The organism is Clostridium kluyveri (assembly GCF_001902295.1).
GTDB lineage: Bacteria > Bacillota > Clostridia > Clostridiales > Clostridiaceae > Clostridium_B > Clostridium_B kluyveri_B.
On record NZ_CP018335.1, the window covers coordinates 3,314,594 to 3,335,420 of the forward strand.

24 protein-coding genes, 1 tRNA gene and 2 pseudogenes are annotated in these 20,827 nt (G+C 32.3%); 14 read left to right on the plus strand and 13 right to left on the minus strand.

Going from position 1 to position 20,827, the window contains the following annotated elements:
- Window positions 1-391: 391 nt before the first annotated feature.
- Window positions 392-610, minus strand: a complete 219-nt coding sequence (locus BS101_RS15975) for a hypothetical protein (RefSeq protein WP_073539739.1) — start codon at window positions 608-610, stop codon at window positions 392-394.
- Between the two features lie 715 nt (window positions 611-1,325).
- Here BS101_RS15975 and dmpI point away from each other — a divergent pair.
- Window positions 1,326-1,514, plus strand: coding sequence for a 4-oxalocrotonate tautomerase DmpI (dmpI, locus tag BS101_RS15980; protein WP_073539740.1), 189 nt, complete (start codon window positions 1,326-1,328; stop codon window positions 1,512-1,514).
- A 204-nt stretch (window positions 1,515-1,718) separates the two neighbouring features.
- A complete protein-coding gene (locus tag BS101_RS15985) occupies window positions 1,719-2,285 on the plus strand; it encodes a class I SAM-dependent methyltransferase (RefSeq protein WP_073539741.1) in 567 nt (188 codons plus the stop codon).
- A 49-nt stretch (window positions 2,286-2,334) separates the two neighbouring features.
- On the opposite strand, the pseudogene BS101_RS22890 reads toward BS101_RS15985, so the two are convergent.
- Window positions 2,335-2,427, minus strand: a pseudogene (locus BS101_RS22890) (small, acid-soluble spore protein, alpha/beta type); the annotation flags it as partial.
- A 275-nt stretch (window positions 2,428-2,702) separates the two neighbouring features.
- Here BS101_RS22890 and BS101_RS15990 point away from each other — a divergent pair.
- Window positions 2,703-2,855: a DUF1540 domain-containing protein gene (locus tag BS101_RS15990; protein ID WP_242951304.1), complete on the plus strand. Its 153-nt coding sequence runs from the start codon at window positions 2,703-2,705 to the stop codon at window positions 2,853-2,855.
- 125 nt (window positions 2,856-2,980) lie between these two features.
- Here BS101_RS15990 and BS101_RS15995 read toward each other — a convergent pair whose 3' ends face one another.
- Window positions 2,981-3,211: a hypothetical protein gene (locus BS101_RS15995; protein ID WP_242951305.1), complete on the minus strand. Its 231-nt coding sequence runs from the start codon at window positions 3,209-3,211 to the stop codon at window positions 2,981-2,983.
- Window positions 3,212-3,460: 249 nt separating this feature from the next.
- Between BS101_RS15995 and BS101_RS16000 the strand changes: the two genes are divergently transcribed.
- Window positions 3,461-3,835 carry a hypothetical protein gene (locus tag BS101_RS16000; RefSeq protein ID WP_073539744.1) on the plus strand — a complete coding sequence of 125 codons (375 nt, stop codon included), beginning with the start codon at window positions 3,461-3,463 and terminating at the stop codon, window positions 3,833-3,835.
- A gap of 110 nt (window positions 3,836-3,945) precedes the next feature.
- Here the strand turns inward: BS101_RS16000 and BS101_RS24630 are convergent, their stop codons facing one another.
- The gene (locus BS101_RS24630; RefSeq protein ID WP_073539745.1) at window positions 3,946-4,029 is read right to left on the minus strand and encodes an IS3 family transposase; all 84 of its coding nucleotides are present in this window, start codon (window positions 4,027-4,029) and stop codon (window positions 3,946-3,948) included.
- 820 nt (window positions 4,030-4,849) lie between these two features.
- Between BS101_RS24630 and BS101_RS16010 the strand changes: the two genes are divergently transcribed.
- The 4 genes from BS101_RS16010 (at window position 4,850) to BS101_RS22405 (ending at window position 9,621) form a co-directional block, all read left to right on the plus strand.
- A complete protein-coding gene (locus BS101_RS16010) occupies window positions 4,850-5,203 on the plus strand; it encodes a hypothetical protein (protein WP_073539746.1) in 354 nt (117 codons plus the stop codon).
- A 280-nt stretch (window positions 5,204-5,483) separates the two neighbouring features.
- Window positions 5,484-6,407: a S66 peptidase family protein gene (locus tag BS101_RS16015; RefSeq protein ID WP_073539747.1), complete on the plus strand. Its 924-nt coding sequence runs from the start codon at window positions 5,484-5,486 to the stop codon at window positions 6,405-6,407.
- A 953-nt stretch (window positions 6,408-7,360) separates the two neighbouring features.
- Window positions 7,361-8,311: a hypothetical protein gene (locus BS101_RS16020; RefSeq protein WP_073539748.1), complete on the plus strand. Its 951-nt coding sequence runs from the start codon at window positions 7,361-7,363 to the stop codon at window positions 8,309-8,311.
- A 60-nt stretch (window positions 8,312-8,371) separates the two neighbouring features.
- A protein-coding gene (locus BS101_RS22405; RefSeq protein ID WP_156876004.1) for an IS3 family transposase occupies window positions 8,372-9,621 on the plus strand; the annotation gives its coding sequence in 2 pieces (ribosomal slippage) (window positions 8,372-8,660 and window positions 8,660-9,621; 1,251 coding nt in all).
- Between the two features lie 338 nt (window positions 9,622-9,959).
- Here the strand turns inward: BS101_RS22405 and BS101_RS16035 are convergent.
- Window positions 9,960-10,157 carry a cold-shock protein gene (locus BS101_RS16035; RefSeq protein ID WP_073539749.1) on the minus strand — a complete coding sequence of 66 codons (198 nt, stop codon included), beginning with the start codon at window positions 10,155-10,157 and terminating at the stop codon, window positions 9,960-9,962.
- Window positions 10,158-10,802: 645 nt separating this feature from the next.
- A complete protein-coding gene (locus BS101_RS16040; protein ID WP_073539750.1) occupies window positions 10,803-11,081 on the minus strand; it encodes a hypothetical protein in 279 nt (92 codons plus the stop codon).
- Between the two features lie 479 nt (window positions 11,082-11,560).
- On the opposite strand from BS101_RS16040, the gene BS101_RS16045 reads away from it, so the two are divergent.
- Window positions 11,561-11,989 (plus strand): MarR family winged helix-turn-helix transcriptional regulator, encoded by a 429-nt coding sequence (locus tag BS101_RS16045; RefSeq protein ID WP_073539751.1) that lies wholly within the window; start codon window positions 11,561-11,563, stop codon window positions 11,987-11,989.
- A gap of 74 nt (window positions 11,990-12,063) precedes the next feature.
- Entirely contained in the window at window positions 12,064-13,929 is a 1,866-nt protein-coding gene (locus BS101_RS16050; protein ID WP_073541359.1) for a DHA2 family efflux MFS transporter permease subunit, read from the plus strand.
- 102 nt (window positions 13,930-14,031) lie between these two features.
- On the opposite strand, the gene BS101_RS22410 is transcribed toward BS101_RS16050, so the two are convergent.
- Window positions 14,032-15,281, minus strand: a protein-coding gene (locus BS101_RS22410) for an IS3 family transposase (protein ID WP_156876004.1) whose coding sequence is annotated in 2 segments (ribosomal slippage) — window positions 14,032-14,993 and window positions 14,993-15,281 — 1,251 coding nt in all. Because the reading frame shifts where the segments join, the coding sequence is not laid out codon by codon here.
- A gap of 152 nt (window positions 15,282-15,433) precedes the next feature.
- Here BS101_RS22410 and BS101_RS16065 point away from each other — a divergent pair.
- The gene (locus tag BS101_RS16065; protein WP_073539752.1) at window positions 15,434-15,976 is read left to right on the plus strand and encodes a superoxide dismutase family protein; all 543 of its coding nucleotides are present in this window, start codon (window positions 15,434-15,436) and stop codon (window positions 15,974-15,976) included.
- Window positions 15,977-16,062: 86 nt separating this feature from the next.
- Here the strand turns inward: BS101_RS16065 and BS101_RS24280 are convergent, their stop codons facing one another.
- Both BS101_RS24280 and BS101_RS23995 read right to left on the minus strand, forming a co-directional pair.
- Window positions 16,063-16,290 carry a DUF3189 family protein gene (locus BS101_RS24280; RefSeq protein WP_073539753.1) on the minus strand — a complete coding sequence of 76 codons (228 nt, stop codon included), beginning with the start codon at window positions 16,288-16,290 and terminating at the stop codon, window positions 16,063-16,065.
- Window positions 16,257-16,379, minus strand: a pseudogene (locus BS101_RS23995) (DNA adenine methylase); the annotation flags it as partial. The gene BS101_RS24280 and the pseudogene BS101_RS23995, both read right to left, overlap by 34 nt.
- 219 nt (window positions 16,380-16,598) lie before the next feature.
- Here BS101_RS23995 and BS101_RS22905 point away from each other — a divergent pair.
- Window positions 16,599-16,769 (plus strand): hypothetical protein, encoded by a 171-nt coding sequence (locus BS101_RS22905; protein WP_156876067.1) that lies wholly within the window; start codon window positions 16,599-16,601, stop codon window positions 16,767-16,769.
- A 103-nt stretch (window positions 16,770-16,872) separates the two neighbouring features.
- Here the strand turns inward: BS101_RS22905 and BS101_RS23435 are convergent, their stop codons facing one another.
- Together BS101_RS23435 and BS101_RS16075 are read right to left on the minus strand one after the other, a co-directional pair.
- A complete protein-coding gene (locus BS101_RS23435; RefSeq protein WP_198039496.1) occupies window positions 16,873-17,049 on the minus strand; it encodes a hypothetical protein in 177 nt (58 codons plus the stop codon).
- A 296-nt stretch (window positions 17,050-17,345) separates the two neighbouring features.
- Window positions 17,346-17,420, minus strand: a tRNA-Glu gene (locus tag BS101_RS16075).
- Window positions 17,421-17,634: 214 nt separating this feature from the next.
- Between BS101_RS16075 and BS101_RS16080 the strand changes: the two genes are divergently transcribed.
- On the plus strand, window positions 17,635-18,288 hold the full coding sequence (locus BS101_RS16080) for a metal ABC transporter ATP-binding protein (protein WP_073539754.1): 654 nt from the start codon (window positions 17,635-17,637) through the stop codon (window positions 18,286-18,288).
- Between the two features lie 26 nt (window positions 18,289-18,314).
- Window positions 18,315-19,109 carry a metal ABC transporter permease gene (locus BS101_RS16085; protein WP_073539755.1) on the plus strand — a complete coding sequence of 265 codons (795 nt, stop codon included), beginning with the start codon at window positions 18,315-18,317 and terminating at the stop codon, window positions 19,107-19,109.
- Window positions 19,110-19,177: 68 nt separating this feature from the next.
- Here BS101_RS16085 and BS101_RS16090 read toward each other — a convergent pair whose 3' ends face one another.
- Window positions 19,178-19,471 carry a DUF2325 domain-containing protein gene (locus tag BS101_RS16090; protein ID WP_073539756.1) on the minus strand — a complete coding sequence of 98 codons (294 nt, stop codon included), beginning with the start codon at window positions 19,469-19,471 and terminating at the stop codon, window positions 19,178-19,180.
- Between the two features lie 233 nt (window positions 19,472-19,704).
- Complete coding sequence (gene cobT, locus BS101_RS16095) at window positions 19,705-20,775, minus strand: nicotinate-nucleotide--dimethylbenzimidazole phosphoribosyltransferase (protein WP_073539757.1); 1,071 nt, start codon at window positions 20,773-20,775, stop codon at window positions 19,705-19,707.
- Window positions 20,776-20,827 lie beyond the last annotated feature (52 nt).

A 20,827-nucleotide genomic window follows, 5' to 3' on the forward strand; every position in this document is an offset into this window, starting at 1 on the left:
TAAAAAAAATAGACATCCTAAATAACGGATGCCTGCTTTGTGCTAAAAAGTTTATTTTTTATATTGGATTTAGAGTTAGACAGTGATAGTTGCATTTAAATTTATAGTGCCCTGCAACCACAGACACTGGTCTAAATATTTTCAATGCCTTGGAATATAATACTATGTTATGTATTATATCGATTAATTGTTATGACATCATTATGCATATGTTAAAAGATCTAAAAATAAGCACCCTAAATAACGAGTGCTTATTTTTATGCAATATTATTTTTAAAGGAGTCTAAACTATATACTATCCTGTGGCAGTTGCATTTGAGTTTTAAGTGTCCTGCAACTACAGACACTAGTTTGGTAATTACCATTACTTAAATGTTTTTTAAATTTATTTTTAATTAACGCTTAAATGTCTAATGTATATAGAAAGTTGAAATTGAATATTAGTATATCCGTCAAATGTAATTAATCCTGGATCAGGTTTTGGTATCACTTCAACTTCACAGTTTCTATTTAGTCTTTTATGTTCAAATTTAATTTCTTTTATTTTGCTTTCTAAATCTTCTAATCTATTTGTACTATAAACTATAGTAGCATTTGGAAAATCATACATTATACTCACCCTTTCAAATAGTTGTTTTTCTTTTCTCTAAGATTATTTCCTTAGGACACCTATAATTATATATAGTATTTATTACAGTTTAATGTCATATTTATTAACTGTTTGTAATGAATTTTACCATTATATGAACAAAATAGAAGATACTCTTTAGCTATGCAATTATGTATTTTACATTTAAAATTTCAATTCCTACATAATTATTATATATTAACCGCATATATTAGTTGTCAAAACATTATGTGATTCAATCTGATATGAAAAATAAGTATCTGGTATTTACCAAATACTTATTTTATCATTTATAAACCTTAGAATTAGATATAATTATAGTCTTTTGACCTTAATCATATTCTTTACTCTAAGTATATTTTAAAGACTTATTTTTAAGTCAATATGTCTAACTTTAAAATCTTTCATGAATACAAAAAATTACCGGTATAATAAATCTAATCTTACATACCTTATATTTGTATGAAACTTTCCTCATACAAAAATCTTTATGTTTTCTATTTACTTTATGAATATAGCCATTGCTTTTTCACCACACCGGGGATTATTCATCTCCGGTGTTCAATTTCATTACAAAGCTTTCGCATTACCTATTTAATTAGATTAATACCTCAAATTTTAAACATTGCTTCTATTTACTTTAGTTATTTAAATCTATATAATATATTCTTATAGATTATATTTGAGGAGTGATTTTATGCCAGTTATAACAATTGAAGGTCCAAAAATTACGAAAGAGCAAAAAGAACAACTTGTAAGTGAATTTGTAACTTCTGCAAGTAAGATTCTTAATATCCCTCAGCAGGCTTTTGTTACTCTTATAAGAGAAAATGAATTAGACAACATTGGTAGTGGAATCCAATTATTATCTAATAGACAAAAATAGCATTTACCCTATATCTAGTAACCTACCCCTTGAAGCCGCTTAAAAAATAGAAGAATGTATGTAGGCAAATCAAACAAAATAAGATAAACTATTTTTATAGATTTAGATTTCACTTGCTAATCAGAAAACTGAAGGCGAGCTTCTTTTATAGGGGATGCTCGTCTTTTTGGTCATATTTATGATTAATGAAAGAAGGTGTAAAAAGTGAAAGTTCGTGACAGTGGAATGCCCGAACAAGAATATTGGGAAAGTTTATTTAACGTAGAACTTATTCTTGACAAAATGGAAATAGATCAAGATATAAACACTCTTGTAGAATTTGGATGTGGCTATGGAACATTTACATTACCAAGTGCCAAAAGGATTAGTGGCAATATTATTGCAATAGATATTGAGGATGAAATGCTTAATATAGCTTCATCAAGAACCGTTTCTAAAAATAATATAACTTTTGTAAAGCGTGATTTTATAGCTAATGGTACAGGTATGCCTGACAATTCGGTTGATTATGTTATGCTGTTTAACATACTACATCATATCAAACCATTAGAACTTCTGGACGAGGCATACAGGATACTTAAGTCAAGAGGAAAAGCTGGCCTTATTCATTGGAATTATGATCCCTCCACTCCAAGAGGTCCAAGTATGGATATTCGCCCAAAACCTATTGAAATAAAAGAATGGGTGTTAGAAGCTGGATTTAAACAAATGGAATATACCTATATTAACTTACCACCTTATCACTATGGATTCGTTGTACATAAGCAATAACTATATTTACAACATTACTATAATTTTAGGAATATAGATATTGGAGTTAATTACATAGATTTACACCTGCTGATTCCATTTTAAATCTATTTAAAGCTTCTCTAGCTTGTGTAACTACCAAATTATTACTGTTACGTACCATAACTAACACTCCTCTACATAGTAGTCTTTACTGCTTATACTTAAAATCTGTACATTTCTATAAAAAATGCTCCAGGCAATTGGATAAATACATGGGAAACAAATATAAAACATGATGAATTAAGTATAATACTAATGCATAACTAGATATCATTAAGTTACTCCAAACTCCCCATTTTCTTATTTTTATTCCAATTGTATAATATTTATTTTTTTATAACATACTATCTATAAAATATAATTGAAAGAAGGTTGTATATTATGAGTTCGCCTAAAATGGAAGTCAAGTGTAGTGTTGATTGTTGTAATTACTGGAAAAACAATTGTTGCAATGCCAGTTCTCTAGAAGTCAACCCAATGACAGGTAAAAATAACCCTAATACTAGTGATGATACAAGTTGCACAACATTTAAACCATCATCTAAATAAAATGTTTATATTAACTTTAATGGAATCCCTTTTGGGTTCCATTAATTCAACTTCAGATATACTATTTCATTCAATTATTTCACATATACGTTTTTATATAATAGAAACAAAGTTAAGCTAAAAAACTATATGATTTTTTTTTCTAATATTTTTTTATATTTATTTTGCTTCTTAGATGGCATATCATCCCAATCTTTTGCTCGAAGAGTCAAACCACATTTATATATTTTGGAGATTCCCCAATATCTCAGATTCTTTTGGATTGTTTTTATTACATTCCTTGTGCCTATACCAGCTGTTGTAGATATCACAAATGCAGTTTTAGAAAACATTTCTTTTACTGGTCTATGACTCATAAAAATACAACCAAAATGGTCAAGGAACATTTTAATTTATAGTATTTCAATATTATCATATTTTATATTTCAAGCAAAATAAAAAAACCATCTCTAGTTCTAATTTATAAAAGCTCCAGGGGTGGCCTGGCTTTTTAGTAATTATTTTATTAATTCTTATTACCAAACTTTATTAATAATTAATTCCCAAAAATGTTATACTAACATAATATAAATATTGAAATGATAAATATAAGGAGAAAATAAACATTGGAAAATTATTATTGTCCTTTTGATTACTATGATGATTATGATAACTATTTTAGAAAATCAAACGTTAGTCCTGAAGCAGTACAAGCGCATATTGGCCGAATTGTACTTATCCGCCTTAAATGGCATGGCACAATCACAGCTTGTATAGATAGTCACAACAGACGTACAGGTGTAGTAACTTTAACTGTATTCACACACTTTGGTCAGGCACAACTTCGTATTCACTATAGTGTAATATTACGCATTACTCCTATTCACGTAAGTCCTAATCATGATAAAATGCCATCTCATGAAAATCCGTCTCACGGTGCTCAGCCTAATGAAAACCCCACTCATGGTGGATGGCAAGGTTCAAATAAAGATTTAAAGTAGTTATTTCAATTCCTTCTTTTACTTGAATGTGCAATTTGTTAAATATCAAAATTTTGAAAACCTAGTAGGATTTTGAAATGGAGCCTATGTCAAGGATATTCTGAAAAAAACTAGGCAATTATAAGCTGGTTTCTGTACTGAACAGGAGCCAGTTTTTTTAATCCCCACTGATATCTGTAATTATTGAAATACATATGGAATTATTCATAAACTATCTCACCCTTCTAACAGTACCCTTAACCCTTTTCGATCATGGTGCATTAATTTTTTATCTTGGTTAAGCTTTTCTTTTAGGATTTCTCTTATTTTCATACCTCTCACTTCTCTATTAATCCACAACTTATCCACAGGTTATACACATTATCCACAATATTCCATTAACTTCTTGAAATAAAAAATAGACACCCTGAATAAAGGATGCCTGCTTTATGTGTAAAGAGTTCATTATATATTGGATTTAGAGTGGTGGTTGCATTTAAATTTAATGTGCCCTGCAGCCACAGACACAGCCTTATGTATCCCCAATGCCCAGAGAATAGTATATATACTTTGTTATGTATTATATACATCAATTGTTACTATATTATTTTGTACAGGTTAAATAAATATTTACACATATCAAAAGGCACCTGAACTTAATCAAGTGCCATGCACACTAATTACCATTATACAATTATACCACATCATATTCTCCAGTCTTCATATCCATCATCTATTTCTCTTTTACACAAAAAGAGTATATCTGAAATTTAAATATTAGTGTAAAAAGGAGATATATTAAACAGATATACTCATAGCAAGTAACTATCTGGAGTTTAGTTACACTATTTCACTTTTATTATTCTATAAATATCTCTAAACATATCTTAAAGGATTTATTGTGTCATTTTTGCTATAAAGACAATGATATTTCATTAATTCTTGTTGCCAAACTTTATTAATAATTAATTCCCAAAAATATTATACTAACATAATATAAATATTGAAATGATAAATATAAGGAGAAAATAAACATTGGAAAATTATTATTGTCCTTTTGATTATTATGATGATTACTATCATAACTACTATGACTATTTTAGGCAGCGTATTACTCCTGAAGTAATACAATCACATGTTGGTCAAACTGCACTTGTTGATATTAGGAGGCGTGGCACAGTCACAGCACATATAAATGGTTACAATCGGCGTACAGACATAGTATCTTTAACCATATTTACACATTCCGGTAACCAACCTATTCGTGTTCACCGTCGTGACATATTACGTATTACTCCAATTCATGTACCTCCACCTCAAGGAGGAAGACCACCTCAAGGAAGGCCACCTCAAGGCGGAGGTCGATATTTAGATGAAGATTTCGAGTAGTTATTTCAACTCCTTTTTTTACTTGAATGCGTGATTTATTAAACATCAAAATTGAAAACCTAGTAGGATTTTTCCCACTAGGTTTCTACTATCATACTTTATTTTAAACTAGGTAATTGAATAGGCTTTTAACAATATTTATTAAAATAAATTAAGCAATAATGAACGTTTCATTATTAATTAGCAACTATTTGAGTAATTTCATATAATATTCTAGAAGGAATAGTTTTTACGGAATTTTAAGATTATATATTATTAAGTTATTTAGAAGGTGAATGGTATGGCAATAAGGCCACAGATTTTACGTGCAGGAGATACAATAGGAATAGTTACTTTAGGTAGTCCATTATCTGCGGATGTCATTAACACGGGTATACAGACTCTTAAGAATATGGGCTTCAATGTAGTTTTAGGAAAATACGTATATTCTTATGGCGGATATATTGCAGCCACAGAACAACAAAGAGCCTCTGATCTGATGGAAATGTTTAAAAACCCTGATGTGAAGGCTATCATACCCTCAAGGGGTGGAGTAGGTGTTGCAGGTATTATACCATATCTTGATTATCCTGTTATCACACAGAATCCTAAAATTGTCACAGGATACAGTGATATAACAATTTTATTAAATGTTTTATATATATGGGCTAACTTAATTACTTTTCACAGTCTTCTTTTAATAGACTTTAAATCAACTACTCCTGCATACAACATGAATCAGTTTTTCACTGCTACATCCACACTTACCTCACCAAGGAAACTTGAAAATCCTCCTGGAATGCCTTTAATAAGCAGGGTCCCTGGCAATGTAACTGGAGCTATAGTAGGAGGTAATCTTACATCCTTTGTAGATAACCTTGGCACCCCATTTGAAGTTGATACCACAGGAAAGATACTCTTAATAGAAGAAGTTCATGAACCTATTAATACAGTCTACAGGTACATAAACCATCTAATATTATCAGGTAAACTTAGGGATTGTGAAGGTATTATTATGGGTGAATGCACCAATTGTGAGTCTGCATATGGTAAGTCATATGAGGATTTAATTAATGAAGTTATTGTACCATTGAATAAACCTCTTATGACAAATTTAGCATCAGGACATGGCACATACAAAATGGCTATACCTATAGGTGCTCAAGCTAATCTTAACACCTATAACAATACATTGACAATACTTGAGCCAACAGTGCGTATATAAAAGGATATCAACGTTTTTGAATTATTATGGAAACTTCTAACTATTTTATTCCCTAAGATCATTCATGCCATAAAGCCTTCTAAATAAATTATTAAAGAGTGGGTAATTCATGTGTTAATTAAGTATTATAAGTTAAAATAAACCCCAGGCCAAATTAATGATCCAGGGGTTAAATTTTCATGCGGGGAACTAATTTATAATCTGCTATAATATTTATTATATATGATATTTGTTACAATCTAATGTCTTATGTAATAACTATTTGTAAATAATATAAAAAATAGACACCCCAAATAACGGATGCCTGCTTTGTGTGTAAAGAGCTTATTTTTATGTTAGATTTAGAGTGTTGGTTGCATCTATATTTAATGTGCCCTGCAACCATAGACACAGCCTTATGTATCTATGTATCCTCAATGCCCAGAGGATAGTATGCATGTCTTATTATATATAATATACATCAATTGTTACGATATTATTTTGTACAGGTTAAATAAATATTTACATACATCAAAAGGCACTTGATTAAATTCAGGTGTCTTACACAATATATAGTATAATTTTTATTTACGGTTTCCCACTTTGACAACCCCACTTAACCTCGGGGCTAGAAACATAAGTAAATTGGATTTACTATAAATTACTACCAGTGTAGTCCCTAACATTCTTATTATACCTATAATACTATATTTTTGTAATATTTTAATAACTACCTAATAAGCATTTGATAACCTTTTAATAATCCTCTTTCACAATTAAATAATGTGATGTTAATAAAGAAGACTATTTTATATTTATTAGATAAACAATCGTTTAAAACAATACAAATATGCTGTAATTACCTTTAGTTAAGTTAAAATAGTAGGATATTTTTGTCTAATGAAATGGAGGGTAATTTTGATTGAATAATTTTTTGAAATCCATTTAAAAATATAAAAAAGGAAGTGAATATTATGATTTCATCTGGATTAACCTTTGGAATTTACCCACTAAGTGCAGCAGGTACGCCTTTCGGTTTGGCTGTTGGGCCTGATGATAACTATGAAAAAATTCAATTCGCACTTCGAGACCTTCGAGATGAATCTAAAAAGCTATTGCTAAGAAACTATCTTATTTATACAAAGGAGTGGGAGTCAAGAATGTTATCACTTGCGGATCACTATCTTGATTCTGGTTTGTTAGGTGACTTGACCATAGGATGTGGTGATTGGACACAATATCAGGATTCGGACATAGAACTTAATAATTGGCTCGGCTTTATCCGAAAAGTCATCAATAAATATGGCTCTCACTTAGCTTCCATTCAAATTACAAACGAACCCAATTTGTCGTTTATGGAAGGTTCAAAGCCATATATACTACAAGCTCTCGTAGAAGGAGTAATCGAAGCAAAAAAAGAAACACGGGAGCGTAATCTACCTATAAATATCGGGTTCGGTTCGGTGCCGCAAAGCTCTGCAGCAGTTCCGCATTTTTGGGAAAACCTTGCTAAAGCTGGAGGTAATATATTTATCGATTCCGTGGATTTTGTTGGACATAATTTTTATGTGGATGTATTCGAAGAACAACCACTCGATTTAAAGGAAATACCTACTTCTGTGGAACGTACCCTCCGCAATCTAAGGGAAAAAAATCTTATTGTGGCAGGTATACCATCTTCAGTCCCTATACGAGTTACAGAAAATGGATGGCCAACAGGAAAGAACCCTATTGCCAATATAGAAAGATCTTACGAGCATCAAGCGAATGTTCTTGAGACGATTATACGAACGATCAATAATTTGCGTATGGAACTTAATATTTCCCATTATGTAATTTTTGGACTCCGGGATGCAGATAGTTCCAAAGAGGATCTTTTCCATCAATTTGGAATTATGCGAGATGATTATCTCTTAAGCCCCTAAATAAACTTGGACAATTATATCTATATTTATTATAATGTAGAAAGTGATTGGAGGCAAACTATGAAAGGAAAAAGTTATACAAAAGAATTAAAAGAAGAGGTATTAAGAGAAGTGAAAGAAGTAGGAAATGTTTCACTGGTATCAAGAAGGCATGGGATCTCAAAATCAACTATATTTACGTGGATAAAGAATTCTAAGGATGAGATTAAAGTTAAGCCTGGTAGAAAAGCTTTGGTTGAGGGAGAAAAAGAACTTGAAAATGAGTTAACAGAAGTAACAAAAGAGAATGATCATCTAAAAAAATTGTTAGGAGAAAAAGATTTAGAAGTAGCAATTCTTAGAGACTTAATAAAAAAATCAAACCCTCAATTAAAGAAAAAGTAGAAATAGCTAAAAAATATATAGATCAAGGATACAATGCAGTATTTGTACTTAAAGTAGTTAAACTCGGAAGATCAACATATTACTATAATTTAAGCGTAGAAGGCAAAGAAAAGGCTAGACCTAAAGGTGGAAAGCCAAAAGGATACAGTATAAACGTAGATGGTGAGAAAGTATGCGATGATCAGATTAAGGAATTTATTTTGGAGGCCATTGATGGGGATGCTATTAACTATGGATATAGAAAAATAACTTACCATCTAAGAAAATATTATAATCTTGTGATTAATCACAAGAAGGTTTATCGGCTTTGCAAAGAGCTCAGAATACTTAAAGACCAGAGAATAATTAAAGCTAAAATAAAGAGAAATATTGCAGTTAACAGAACTATAACAGGCTCAAATCAACTATGGGAAATGGATATAAAATATGGCTACATAGAAGGTGAAGATAAGTTCTTCTACTTACTAAATTTAATTGATATCTTTGATAGGAGCATTATAGATTACCACATGGGTTTACACTGTGAGGCTAAAGATGCTACAGCACTACTGAGAAAGTGCTTAATAAGAAGAAACTTGTTTGAGGAAGGCTCTAAAAAGCCAGTAATAAGAACAGACAACGGGCCTCAGTTTATAAGTCATAAATTTGATGAATGCTGTGAAGGACTTAAAACTGAACATGAGAGAATACCAGTGAAGACGCCAAATAAAAACGCACATGTGGAATCATTTCACAGAATACTTGAGGATGAGTGTTTAAAAATTAATGAATTTCAAAGCTATGCGGAAGCATACAAAATAGTAAATGAATTTATGGAATTCTACAATAATAGGAGATTACATTCAAGTTTAAGATTTATGGCTCCACATGAATTTTATAACCTTTATTTTGGAGAAAACCTAACAAATATTCAAATAAGGGTCTAAATTTAAAAGAAATGAAGAATTTATTAGATTCTGTCCAAAACGAGGGGGTTAATCCGATTATTCTCTAAAACCTGCTTACCATGTGTTTAAGAAATTAATACATGAACTTGGCATTTGATTAGCTCTGAAAATAGACAATAAGAACGCAATTACAAATTAGGATAGGTGAAGATATGTGATTTCTTTAACAGCATTAATAGTTTTTATTCTATGTGGTTTTAATATGGTTCATAAGAAAGAAAAGGGATTACTAATCCCCTTCTTAACTACATCTCATTTGTTCTATGCAATTCAAAAATTCCTTAAATATATATTTTAAGGAATAAAATATTCACTAATTAAAGAACAGTAATATTTTCTGCTTGTGGTCCTTTTTGTCCTCTTCCTTCGTCAAAAGAAACTTTTTGACCTTCCTCAAGTGTTTTATAACCTGTTGAATTTATTTGAGAAAAGTGTGCAAAAATATCTCTTCCATCTTCTCCTGTAATAAATCCAAAGCCTTTGTTTCCATTAAACCATTTAACTGTACCTGTCATGTAAGTACCTCCAAAATTTTATTTCTTAAACTCTCTGTAATAACTATAATACACTAAATAAAATTTCGATAATAATAAATACATATATTATTAAGTACTTATTGAAATATACCTGTGTCTAAATTAATTACGATTCATTTAAGTATTTGATAAGTATACCACACATTATTAAATAAAGCAAATTATTTATGTTGAGTTATTAATTTCCAACTAAATTGCCTCTTATTTTATATTTATAAATTTGTTGTCTAGTAAAACCACATTTTCAACTAATTTCTCCCCTATATCTACTATCTGGTATACGGCAATATTTCACTCCCATTACTCAAGAACGCTGTTAACATGACATTTCCATCATAGATTATCTCTTTATTTAAGGAACAATTTTATTCATAATAACGATACTATAGATAAATAAATGTTAAAAAATGTTAAATTTCACATGTAGAATGTATGAACTATGAAAAAGGGAGTTTTGAATTTCTCATTCAAAACTCCCGCAACCAGTATAAACACTAGCTTTATGGGTCGTACATCTATTTTAGGCAAATGTCTTGGCGTAGGCGGAGGCATTTGGACTCTTGACCACCACATTGCGAACGCAATGCTCTCCCGCTGAGCTACACCCCCAAAAGTGATGGGTATCTATCCTCCTATCTGATCCAGCTTTTTCTTTAGTTCATTAATTGTTTGTTGATGTTTTTTTATCTGTTCAAAAAGCTCAGTATATTCATCATTTTCCATTGAATCCGCATTGACTTTATAGAATTTCTTTCCGATTTCTGCATAAACCTTACTGATACTGTCTTTTTCTTTGTTGATGCTCATATTAATTTTAGTTATTTCAACGAGTTCACCTGATTTTTTAACAGCCGCTGACGCTGCACTTCCGACTGTCTTACCTAAGTTATCAATAAATGACATATCGATTCCCCCTTACTATGATATAAATTAGCCGCCAGGTTTACTGAACAAACATTAATTTATTTCACTATTATATCGGGATTTTTCAATAAATAATCTAATAGTAATTGGTAATATACAATGTATGCACTAGATATTCATGTGTTCTTGCATAAATATTATACGTGAAAATACTCTGAAGCCACATTCTTTCGTTTGGACCTTTTTATATTTGTTTTAAATTACGAATAGCAGAAAGCAAAACACTAGTATAACAAACAATGACACAATTCAATTATAGTAAATGAAACCTTAAATTTGTCCAATATTTTATTATGTTCTATAATGCACATTGCCTACACCTTGTAGTCATATAAAAGCATTATTAAAGTAAATTTTAACATAGACATTGTAGAACATACAGAGATATTGACAGGCATTCAAAGTCGCGCTATAATATTAACATTGTTAGTAACTAACACTGAAAGGAGAATCAATTTATGGATTTCTTCCAACTTGCTACTGAACATATAAGTCTGGTAGTTACGCATTATCGCAATGGGCTGATTTTAGACCGTTTTAACAGATTTGCTAAAGGGGAAATTTTTATTCTTAATTTTCTTTGCCAATGCGATGGAACAGCTTTGCCGAGTGAAATCAGTGATGGTTTGGGTAGCAGTACAGCGCGTATTGCAACAGCGTTAGGTGCATTGGAAAAGAAAGGTTTGATAACCCGCGAAATGAACAAAAGCGATCGCCGTAAAATCATAGTTTCCATTACGGAAAGCGGAAAAGAAGTTGCCAAAGGCGAACGTGAACAACTAGTAAAACGAGGGGCTCAAATCTTCGAAGCAATGGGTGAAAAGGATGCAAAAGAGTTCACAAGACTGACGAAACAATATCTTGATTTAGCAAAGCAATTAGAATGAAAAAATTTTGACTAATAGTTAATATTGTTTATTACAAACACTAAAAATAATATTTTGGAAAGGACACTTTGATTATGACAAAGCAACAAAAAAGCACTCTTATCGTGCTTATGCTTGGTGCGTTTCTATCGGTACTTAACCAAACACTTATAAATCCCGCACTTCCATCAATTATGCTTGAGACAGGTGTAAGTGCCACGACCGCGCAGTGGCTCGTGTCGGGTTTTACGCTTGTCAATGCGATTGTTATCGCAATCTCGGCATTTCTTATGGACAGGTTTTCGACGAGGAAGCTGTTCATATCGATTTTCGTCCTGTTCTTTGCTGGAAGCCTGTTAGCATCATGGGGTGCGAACTTTGCTATGCTCCTCATCGGACGTATACTTCAGGCCATATGTGCGGGAGTAATGCTACCGATGTCGATGACAGTTCTATTACTCCTCTTTCCGCACGAAAAGCGCGGCTCGGCAATGGGGCTGTATAACCTTGTACTTATGTTTGCGCCGGCAATTGGTCCCGTCATCTCGGGTATTCTCACAGACAAAATAGGCTGGCATGTGATGTTCCTAATTATGGCGGCATTAGCAGCGGTGGTAATACTTGTCGCGGCGGTCGCTATGAAAAATTTCGGTGAAACAAAGAAGGTTTCGCTTGACAAATGGTCGGTCACTTTATCATCCCTCGGGCTGTTCTGCTTACTGTATGGTTTTTCACTGTTCGGGCATACCATGACAATGCCTGCCGCTGTTGCTTTAATTGTCGTGGGGGCTATTGTACTATTTGTATTCGCTCGTCGACAGTTGAGACTTGAACAACCGTTCTTGCAAATCCGAGTGCTGTGGGATAAACGATTCCTGGCAGGGATAACTATTTCAATGCTCATACAGGCTTCGCTTGCGGCAGCTGGTATTACCCTGCCGATTTATATTCAAACGGTGCGTGGTTTATCTGCTACAATATCGGGTACTGTAATAATGCCCGGTGCCATCTTGGGAGCGGCATTCGGGTATTTTGCGGGAAAACTCCACGACCGTTTTGGTGCACGTTACGTTGCCATTACAGGCGTGTTCTTGGTGACTTTGGGCTCGGTGGGAATGGTACTGTTCGACTTTCATACATCAGTGGTATTTATGATAGTCAGTTACGCCGTGCGATCTGTCGGGCTTATGCTTGCCAATACGCCAATAAACACTTGGTCAATCAGCACCCTCTCCGATAAAGTTTTGCATCACGGCAACGCCGTGTCCAGTACATTGCGTCAGGTTGCAGCGACGCTCTGCACCGCAATTATGGTGTCTGCAATGTCGCTTGTGTCCGCGTTCTCCACTAGCCAAGGTGAGTTGCGATCCCAAATGGCAGGGATTCGCATTACTTACTGCCTAAGTGTCGCTATTGGACTCGTTGCTCTTTTTATAGTTATCGTCAAGGTAAAGGATGGAAAGAACGCCATTGTTACACCCGAAAATACGTCATTTGAACTTGACATAGCAATGAAAGACGACCCATACACGGTTTCCCGTTATGATACTTTAGAGCAGGTTGTCGAAAAATTCATCGACTATCGCACAAGCGGCTTGCCCGTTGTTGACGGGGAAAAGCGCATTGTCGGATTTATCTCGGACGGCGATGTTTTACGGTATATGGCAAAACAAGATGTGCATTTCGGTGCGGGATCTTATTCGTTGTTCTTGCCGGACACAGAGAGTTTCACAGCCAAAGCCAAGAATCTGTTGCAGATGAATGTAATGGAAATCGCGTCAAGGCACATCATAACCGCTCCACGCAGTACACCGTTACTTGAAGTTTGCCGTCTTATTTCCGAACGCAAGCTAAACAAACTGCCCGTGACGCAAGATGGCGTCCTCATCGGAACAGTCAGCCGAGGCGATATTATGAGGGAATTGATGAAGCGTCTACCATTAGGGGAGGATAAGCTATGATTTCGAAGCGGTTTCAACGATCATTTCATTTACAATACTAATTAATCGGATTAACCCCCTCGTTTTGGACAGAATCTAATAAATTCTTCATTTCTTTTAAATTTAGACCCTTATTTGAATATTTGTTAGGTTTTCTCCAAAATAAAGGTTATAAAATTCATGTGGAGCCATAAATCTTAAACTTGAATGTAATCTCCTATTATTGTAGAATTCCATAAATTCATTTACTATTTTGTATGCTTCCGCATAGCTTTGAAATTCATTAATTTTTAAACACTCATCCTCAAGTATTCTGTGAAATGATTCCACATGTGCGTTTTTATTTGGCGTCTTCACTGGTATTCTCTCATGTTCAGTTTTAAGTCCTTCACAGCATTCATCAAATTTATGACTTATAAACTGAGGCCCGTTGTCTGTTCTTATTACTGGCTTTTTAGAGCCTTCCTCAAACAAGTTTCTTCTTATTAAGCACTTTCTCAGTAGTGCTGTAGCATCTTTAGCCTCACAGTGTAAACCCATGTGGTAATCTATAATGCTCCTATCAAAGATATCAATTAAATTTAGTAAGTAGAAGAACTTATCTTCACCTTCTATGTAGCCATATTTTATATCCATTTCCCATAGTTGATTTGAGCCTGTTATAGTTCTGTTAACTGCAATATTTCTCTTTATTTTAGCTTTAATTATTCTCTGGTCTTTAAGTATTCTGAGCTCTTTGCAAAGCCGATAAACCTTCTTGTGATTAATCACAAGATTATAATATTTTCTTAGATGGTAAGTTATTTTTCTATATCCATAGTTAATAGCATCCCCATCAATGGCCTCCAAAATAAATTCCTTAATCTGATCATCGCATACTTTCTCACCATCTACGTTTATACTGTATCCTTTTGGCTTTCCACCTTTAGGTCTAGCCTTTTCTTTGCCTTCTACGCTTAAATTATAGTAATATGTTGATCTTCCGAGTTTAACTACTTTAAGTACAAATACTGCATTGTATCCTTGATCTATATATTTTTTAGCTATTTCTACTTTTTCTTTAATTGAGGGTTTGATTTTTTTATTAAGTCTCTAAGAATTGCTACTTCTAAATCTTTTTCTCCTAACAATTTTTTTAGATGATCATTCTCTTTTGTTACTTCTGTTAACTCATTTTCAAGTTCTTTTTCTCCCTCAACCAAAGCTTTTCTACCAGGCTTAACTTTAATCTCATCCTTAGAATTCTTTATCCACGTAAATATAGTTGATTTTGAGATCCCATGCCTTCTTGATACCAGTGAAACATTTCCTACTTCTTTCACTTCTCTTAATACCTCTTCTTTTAATTCTTTTGTATAACTTTTTCCTTTCATAGTTTGCCTCCAATCACTTTCTACATTATAATAAATATAGATATAATTGTCCAAGTTTATTTAGGGGCTTAAGAGTAATGTACTGATATTTTTGTAACTGTTTTAAAAGCTTTTACATAACATAAATTGAAGTATTCAATATGGAGGATATGATGTATTTTTATGAATATAACTGTCCCTTTGTAAACTACGATTGTTGTGGATATAGAGGTGATATGAATATTATGCATGTAAGAAAGGCTATGGCTCATATAATGGGAGGACCTTTAGCTCCTGATATAAGAGGTACTGTTACATTTACTCAGGTACGTGGAGGAACTGAAGTTTCTGTGAAGGTTAATGGGTTGCCTTCTTATAGACCTGCTATGAATGGAAACCCTCAAATTGGACCACATGGATTTCACATACACCAAAATGGCACATGTGCTGTAGGTAATCCTTCAGACCCATTCACACCTGCTGGAGAACATTGGAATCCAACTAACCAGCCTCATGGCAATCATGCGGGAGACTTTCCTGTTCTCTTTTCTAATAATGGTTATTCTAGAATGACTTTTTTTACAGACAAATTTAATGTTACCCAGATTATTGGAAAATCTGTGATCATACATGAAAGTCCAGATGATTATAAAACTCAACCTTCTGGAGCATCTGGTAAAAGATTAGCCTGTGGTGTTATTAAGGCTGTAATGTAATTAAAAGAATGTTTAAGGGGGCTATTTTCTTTATGTAAAAAACTTGTATATGAAACTATTCTTTCTCAATACATCATCTTGTTAACTTACTTATATTTTTTAACTCTTTTAACTAAGTCGACTGTATTTATATAAGCTTGTTGTATAACCTTTGTTACAATGGGTCCTCCCAAACTCATCCAATTAATTCTTCTTGAAGTATATCCATCTATATTCATAAGTAAGTTAACAGTTGGTTTGGTATCTATAATAAGTTCATGGATGCTTAGTGTTAAGCATAATTTGCCAACTTCTCTTTTAAAAATAAAACCCACTCAGCTCCTCCAAAAACTTCTATATATCTATTGAAGTTTTCAGGAAACCTCTTTGCAATTTCCTTTCTTAATAATTTTTTTCCACCTATCTATCCTATAAGCTATTCATTAATAATTCCGAGGAATTTAAATTATTTACATTTGTTACATTATGTTCTAAAGGTTTTGGTGTTATTTTGTAGAATTATCATTCTTAACATTATACTCATCTAACGGTCATATGCTATCCTCCGATTTAATATATAATACAGGGATTTTGACGAATTGTTTAGATTAGGTATAATGGAATAAAAAGGGGGCGTGATTATATGGATGATGATAATTTTATGCTTGATGAAGAATTGTTAAGCAAAATCTATGATGTGGCATTTCATGAGATGGGAGAAAGCTTTAGAGAACCTGGGGTGTATATGTCACTACTAAGTACTTTGGGGAAAGAAAAGGCAGACTGGTTTTTGGATATGTGGAATATAACTTGAGGGCGTGAAGCTCTCTTTTTTAAATTAAAGCCTGTACCCCTTAAGGCACAGGCACATTGCTATTTTAAGTTTTCTTCATAAGCCTCGGCTGTTTTATTACCATTTACTGTTCCAGCTCATAAGCCTTAGCCTTTTTATTACCACCTAATGGACTAGTGTCTATGTCAACTAAATCTCCATTGTAGATCTTCTTTGAATTTGTTTGAACTTTTTCAGCTGAGTTTCTCTTAAACTTAGCTACTTTACCCTGTGCTACTAAATTATTATTGTTACGTGCCATAACAAACACCTCTTTCTAGAGCAATTTTAAATGCTACATTTAAAGTTTGTGCATTTCTATAAAAAATACTCTAGGTAATTAGATAAAAGTTTGGAAAGTGAATATAAGATGAGGTGAATTAAGTATATTGCTGCCTATATACTGTGTGCAAACCAAAAAATTAAACTCAATATTGACAACAGAAAATAGTTAAACCCTATTTATTACTATACATATCAATATCCATCTATAACTAATGTGTTAAACGCAAAAACAAGACTGCCCTGAAACCCTTCAAAACACTCTTATACAGCCATTGGTAGTCCCTAGGAGAATCGAACTCCTGATTTCACCGTGAGAGGGTGACGTCTTAACCACTTGACCAAGGGACCTCATATTCATTTTGCAATCAACATTTATTATTATATATTTCCACACTTATTTAGTCAATACTTTTTTAAGAATCACTTAAATGCAATAAAAATATTTTTATATAGTTGCAAATCACTTGCAACTATGTGTATAATATATATTAATTAAATTATACTATATATATTATTACCATATATTATGAAATAATTCTTGATTGCAGGAGGAAATTTATTTATGCTTACCATAGAAAATTTACATTTTTCCTATACTGGAAAGCCTCCTTATTTAATAGATTCTGTAAATCTACACATTAAGTATGGAAGTTACGTTTCAATAATAGGTGAAAATGGAAGTGCCAAAACTACTTTAATTAAATTAATACTTGGGATTTTACCCCCATTAAAAGGCCATATTCACTTATCTACTAAAAAAATCGGCTATGTTCCTCAACTAATGGAAAATTTTAATTCTCAATTTCCAATTACAGTTTTAGAACTGCTCAAATGCCACATGAAAGTTTTAAAACTAAAAGATAAAAAGCTTATAGATGTATATCTGAATCATGTGGGGATGAATGATTTCAAAAACAGCCTTATAGGAAATTTATCCGGTGGACAACGCCAGAAGATATTTATAGCAAGAGCCATGATGGGTCCACCTGAACTTTTAATACTTGATGAACCTTCTACAGGCATAGATATGCTAAGTCAAAAGGAACTATATACTATAATAAAACATTTAAATACTAATTCATCCATAACAGTAATAGCTGTAGAACATAATTTAGAAGCTGCACTTAAAAATTCTACTCACATATGTGTTATGAAAGACAGCAGTGCATCCATATACACCCTTAAAGAATATAAAGAATTGTTGAATTTAAAATAAATTAATTTCTTATTTTGGAGGTAATCATGTTACAATACGCTTTTATGCAAAATGCAATTATTGCAGGTATATTTATATCCATATTATGTCCTGTAGTGGGTACTTTTTTGGTTTTAAAAAGATATTCTATGATGGGAGATACCTTATCTCATTCATCCTTTGCAGGAGTTGCAATAGGCATTGTATTTGGATACAATCCTATATTTACAGCTTTTATATTTACCTCTATTGCAGGACTTGTAATAGAATTTTTAAGAGATTATTACAAAAAATATGCAGAATTGATACTTGTAATTGTACTTACCCTATCAGTAGGTATAGCAATCGTACTTATAAGCACTGGAAAAGCCAGCGGAAATGTAAATTCCTATTTATTTGGCAGTATACTTACAGTATCTAAAAATGAACTCTATACTGTATTCATACTTAGTATAATTTCTGTGATAACTCTATCAATACTTTACAACCAATTGCTCTACATAACTTTTGACGAAGATGGTGCTAAAGTATGTAGAATAAAGGTAAAACTTATAAATTATTTATTTACACTTTTAGTAGGTGCTACAATTTCTGTATCCCTAAGAATACTCGGCATCTTAGTCATCTCATCTATGATAGCAATGCCTGTAGCTGCATCTCTACAGCTGCATAAGGGTTTTAAAATTACACTTATATTTTCTATAATATTTGGATTTTTAGATATAATGGGAGGATTATTGTTGTCTTATTATATAAACAGTGCTCCCGGTGGTACTATTGCTTTAGTTTCCGTACTCACTCTTTTAATGGTTCTGGGTTATAAAAAATTGTGGAATAAATAGCACAAAATCAGATACCTCTATTATCATATATTTTTATATTTCATTCGTACAAATCACTATCACTACCTTTATCTTTTTATTTGTTTCATATAATCTTCTATATTCTTATACATACTTGACCAGGAACGCCTACAGAACATTACTGCTACATCACTTCTCCTAGATCTTTCCTTTATTATTTCCGCCATATTATGGCCTACATAATCTGTAAGTACTAGTACCAAATCTGTATTTTCTGGAATTTTAACCTTTCTATCACCTTTTTTTCTTCCTGTAACATGCCCTATCTTATTAAAACCATTTTCTCTTAACTTGTCAGTTATAGTTCCAAGCTTATCTCCTCCAATAACTAGAATACTCATACTTTTCCTCCTCTTTCATTTTTACCCTCAATCGATATTGATATTCATTTTCAATTATACTCTACCTTTAAAATTTTGTAAATACATAAGCTCAAAAAAGTATAATAAAGTCTTCACATACTCTACTATACTTTTTTAAAAATATTTTCACAAATCTTATACAAATATTTCATTTATCCAGTGGAAGATAACAATTTCTTTATAGCAAACTCTACCTGAACCTAAGAACCACTTCATTTTCTAATATCTATAAGCTTACTCCCATCTACCTCTGCTTCTTCAAAAGTCCCCATATTATCCATAACATATAGCGCAGATTCTAATATTGCAAAAGCCATAGGGCATCCTGAACCTTCTCCTAATCTCATATTTAAGTTCAACATAGGATTCAATCCTAACTCTTTCATTACACATTCAGCCGCCGGTTCTGCTGAAAGATGCGAAGGAAATAAAAAATCTACTACATTTTCATTTAATTTTACAGCACAAAGTGCTGCTACAGAAGATATAAAACCATCTATTACAATAGGCACTCTATTTTTAGCAGCCCCTAAAAAGCATCCACATATTCCTGCTATATCAAATCCTCCTACCTTTGCTATAACATCAATAATATCTTCTGGATTTGGATTATTTATTTTAATGGCATTTTGAACCGCTTTTTTCTTAGCCTTGAATTTATCTTCTGTAATTCCAGAGCCTTTTCCCACGGTTTCATTTACTGGCAATTTTAATATAGCACTTAAGACCGCAGAACTTGTAGCCGTATTACATACTCCCATTTCGCCTGTTCCAAATAAATCATATCCTTCTTTTACAAGTCCATCTATTATTTCTATTCCTGTTTCAATGGCTTTTATACACTGTTCTCTGGTCATAGCCGGTTCTTTTGCTATATTTCTAGTACCATAATCTATTTTTTTATTTATGATTCCATCACTTTTGAAATCATAATCAGTTCCTATATCCACTATAGTTCTGTCACATTTGAAAAAATCGCCCAATACACATACTCCTGTTATACCTTTAACAAAATTTTCAGTAATGTTTGCTGTTAATCCTTTTGGACAATTGCTTATACCTTCTTCCCATATTCCATTATCTGAACACATTATAACTATATTTTTTTTGTGTATTTTATTATGTACTTTTCCTGTAATTCCAGCCATTTTTATAGCTATTTCTTCTAATTCTCCAAGACTTCCTATAGGTTTTGCCAAGTTATCCAATCTTTTTTTAGCATTTTCCATAGCTTTTTCATTTCTTTTTTCTATTTTGTTTAGAGTATTTTCAATCAGACTCATTATATTCCTCCATATATTTTAAAATCTACTAATTTTACATGCCTAATAAATA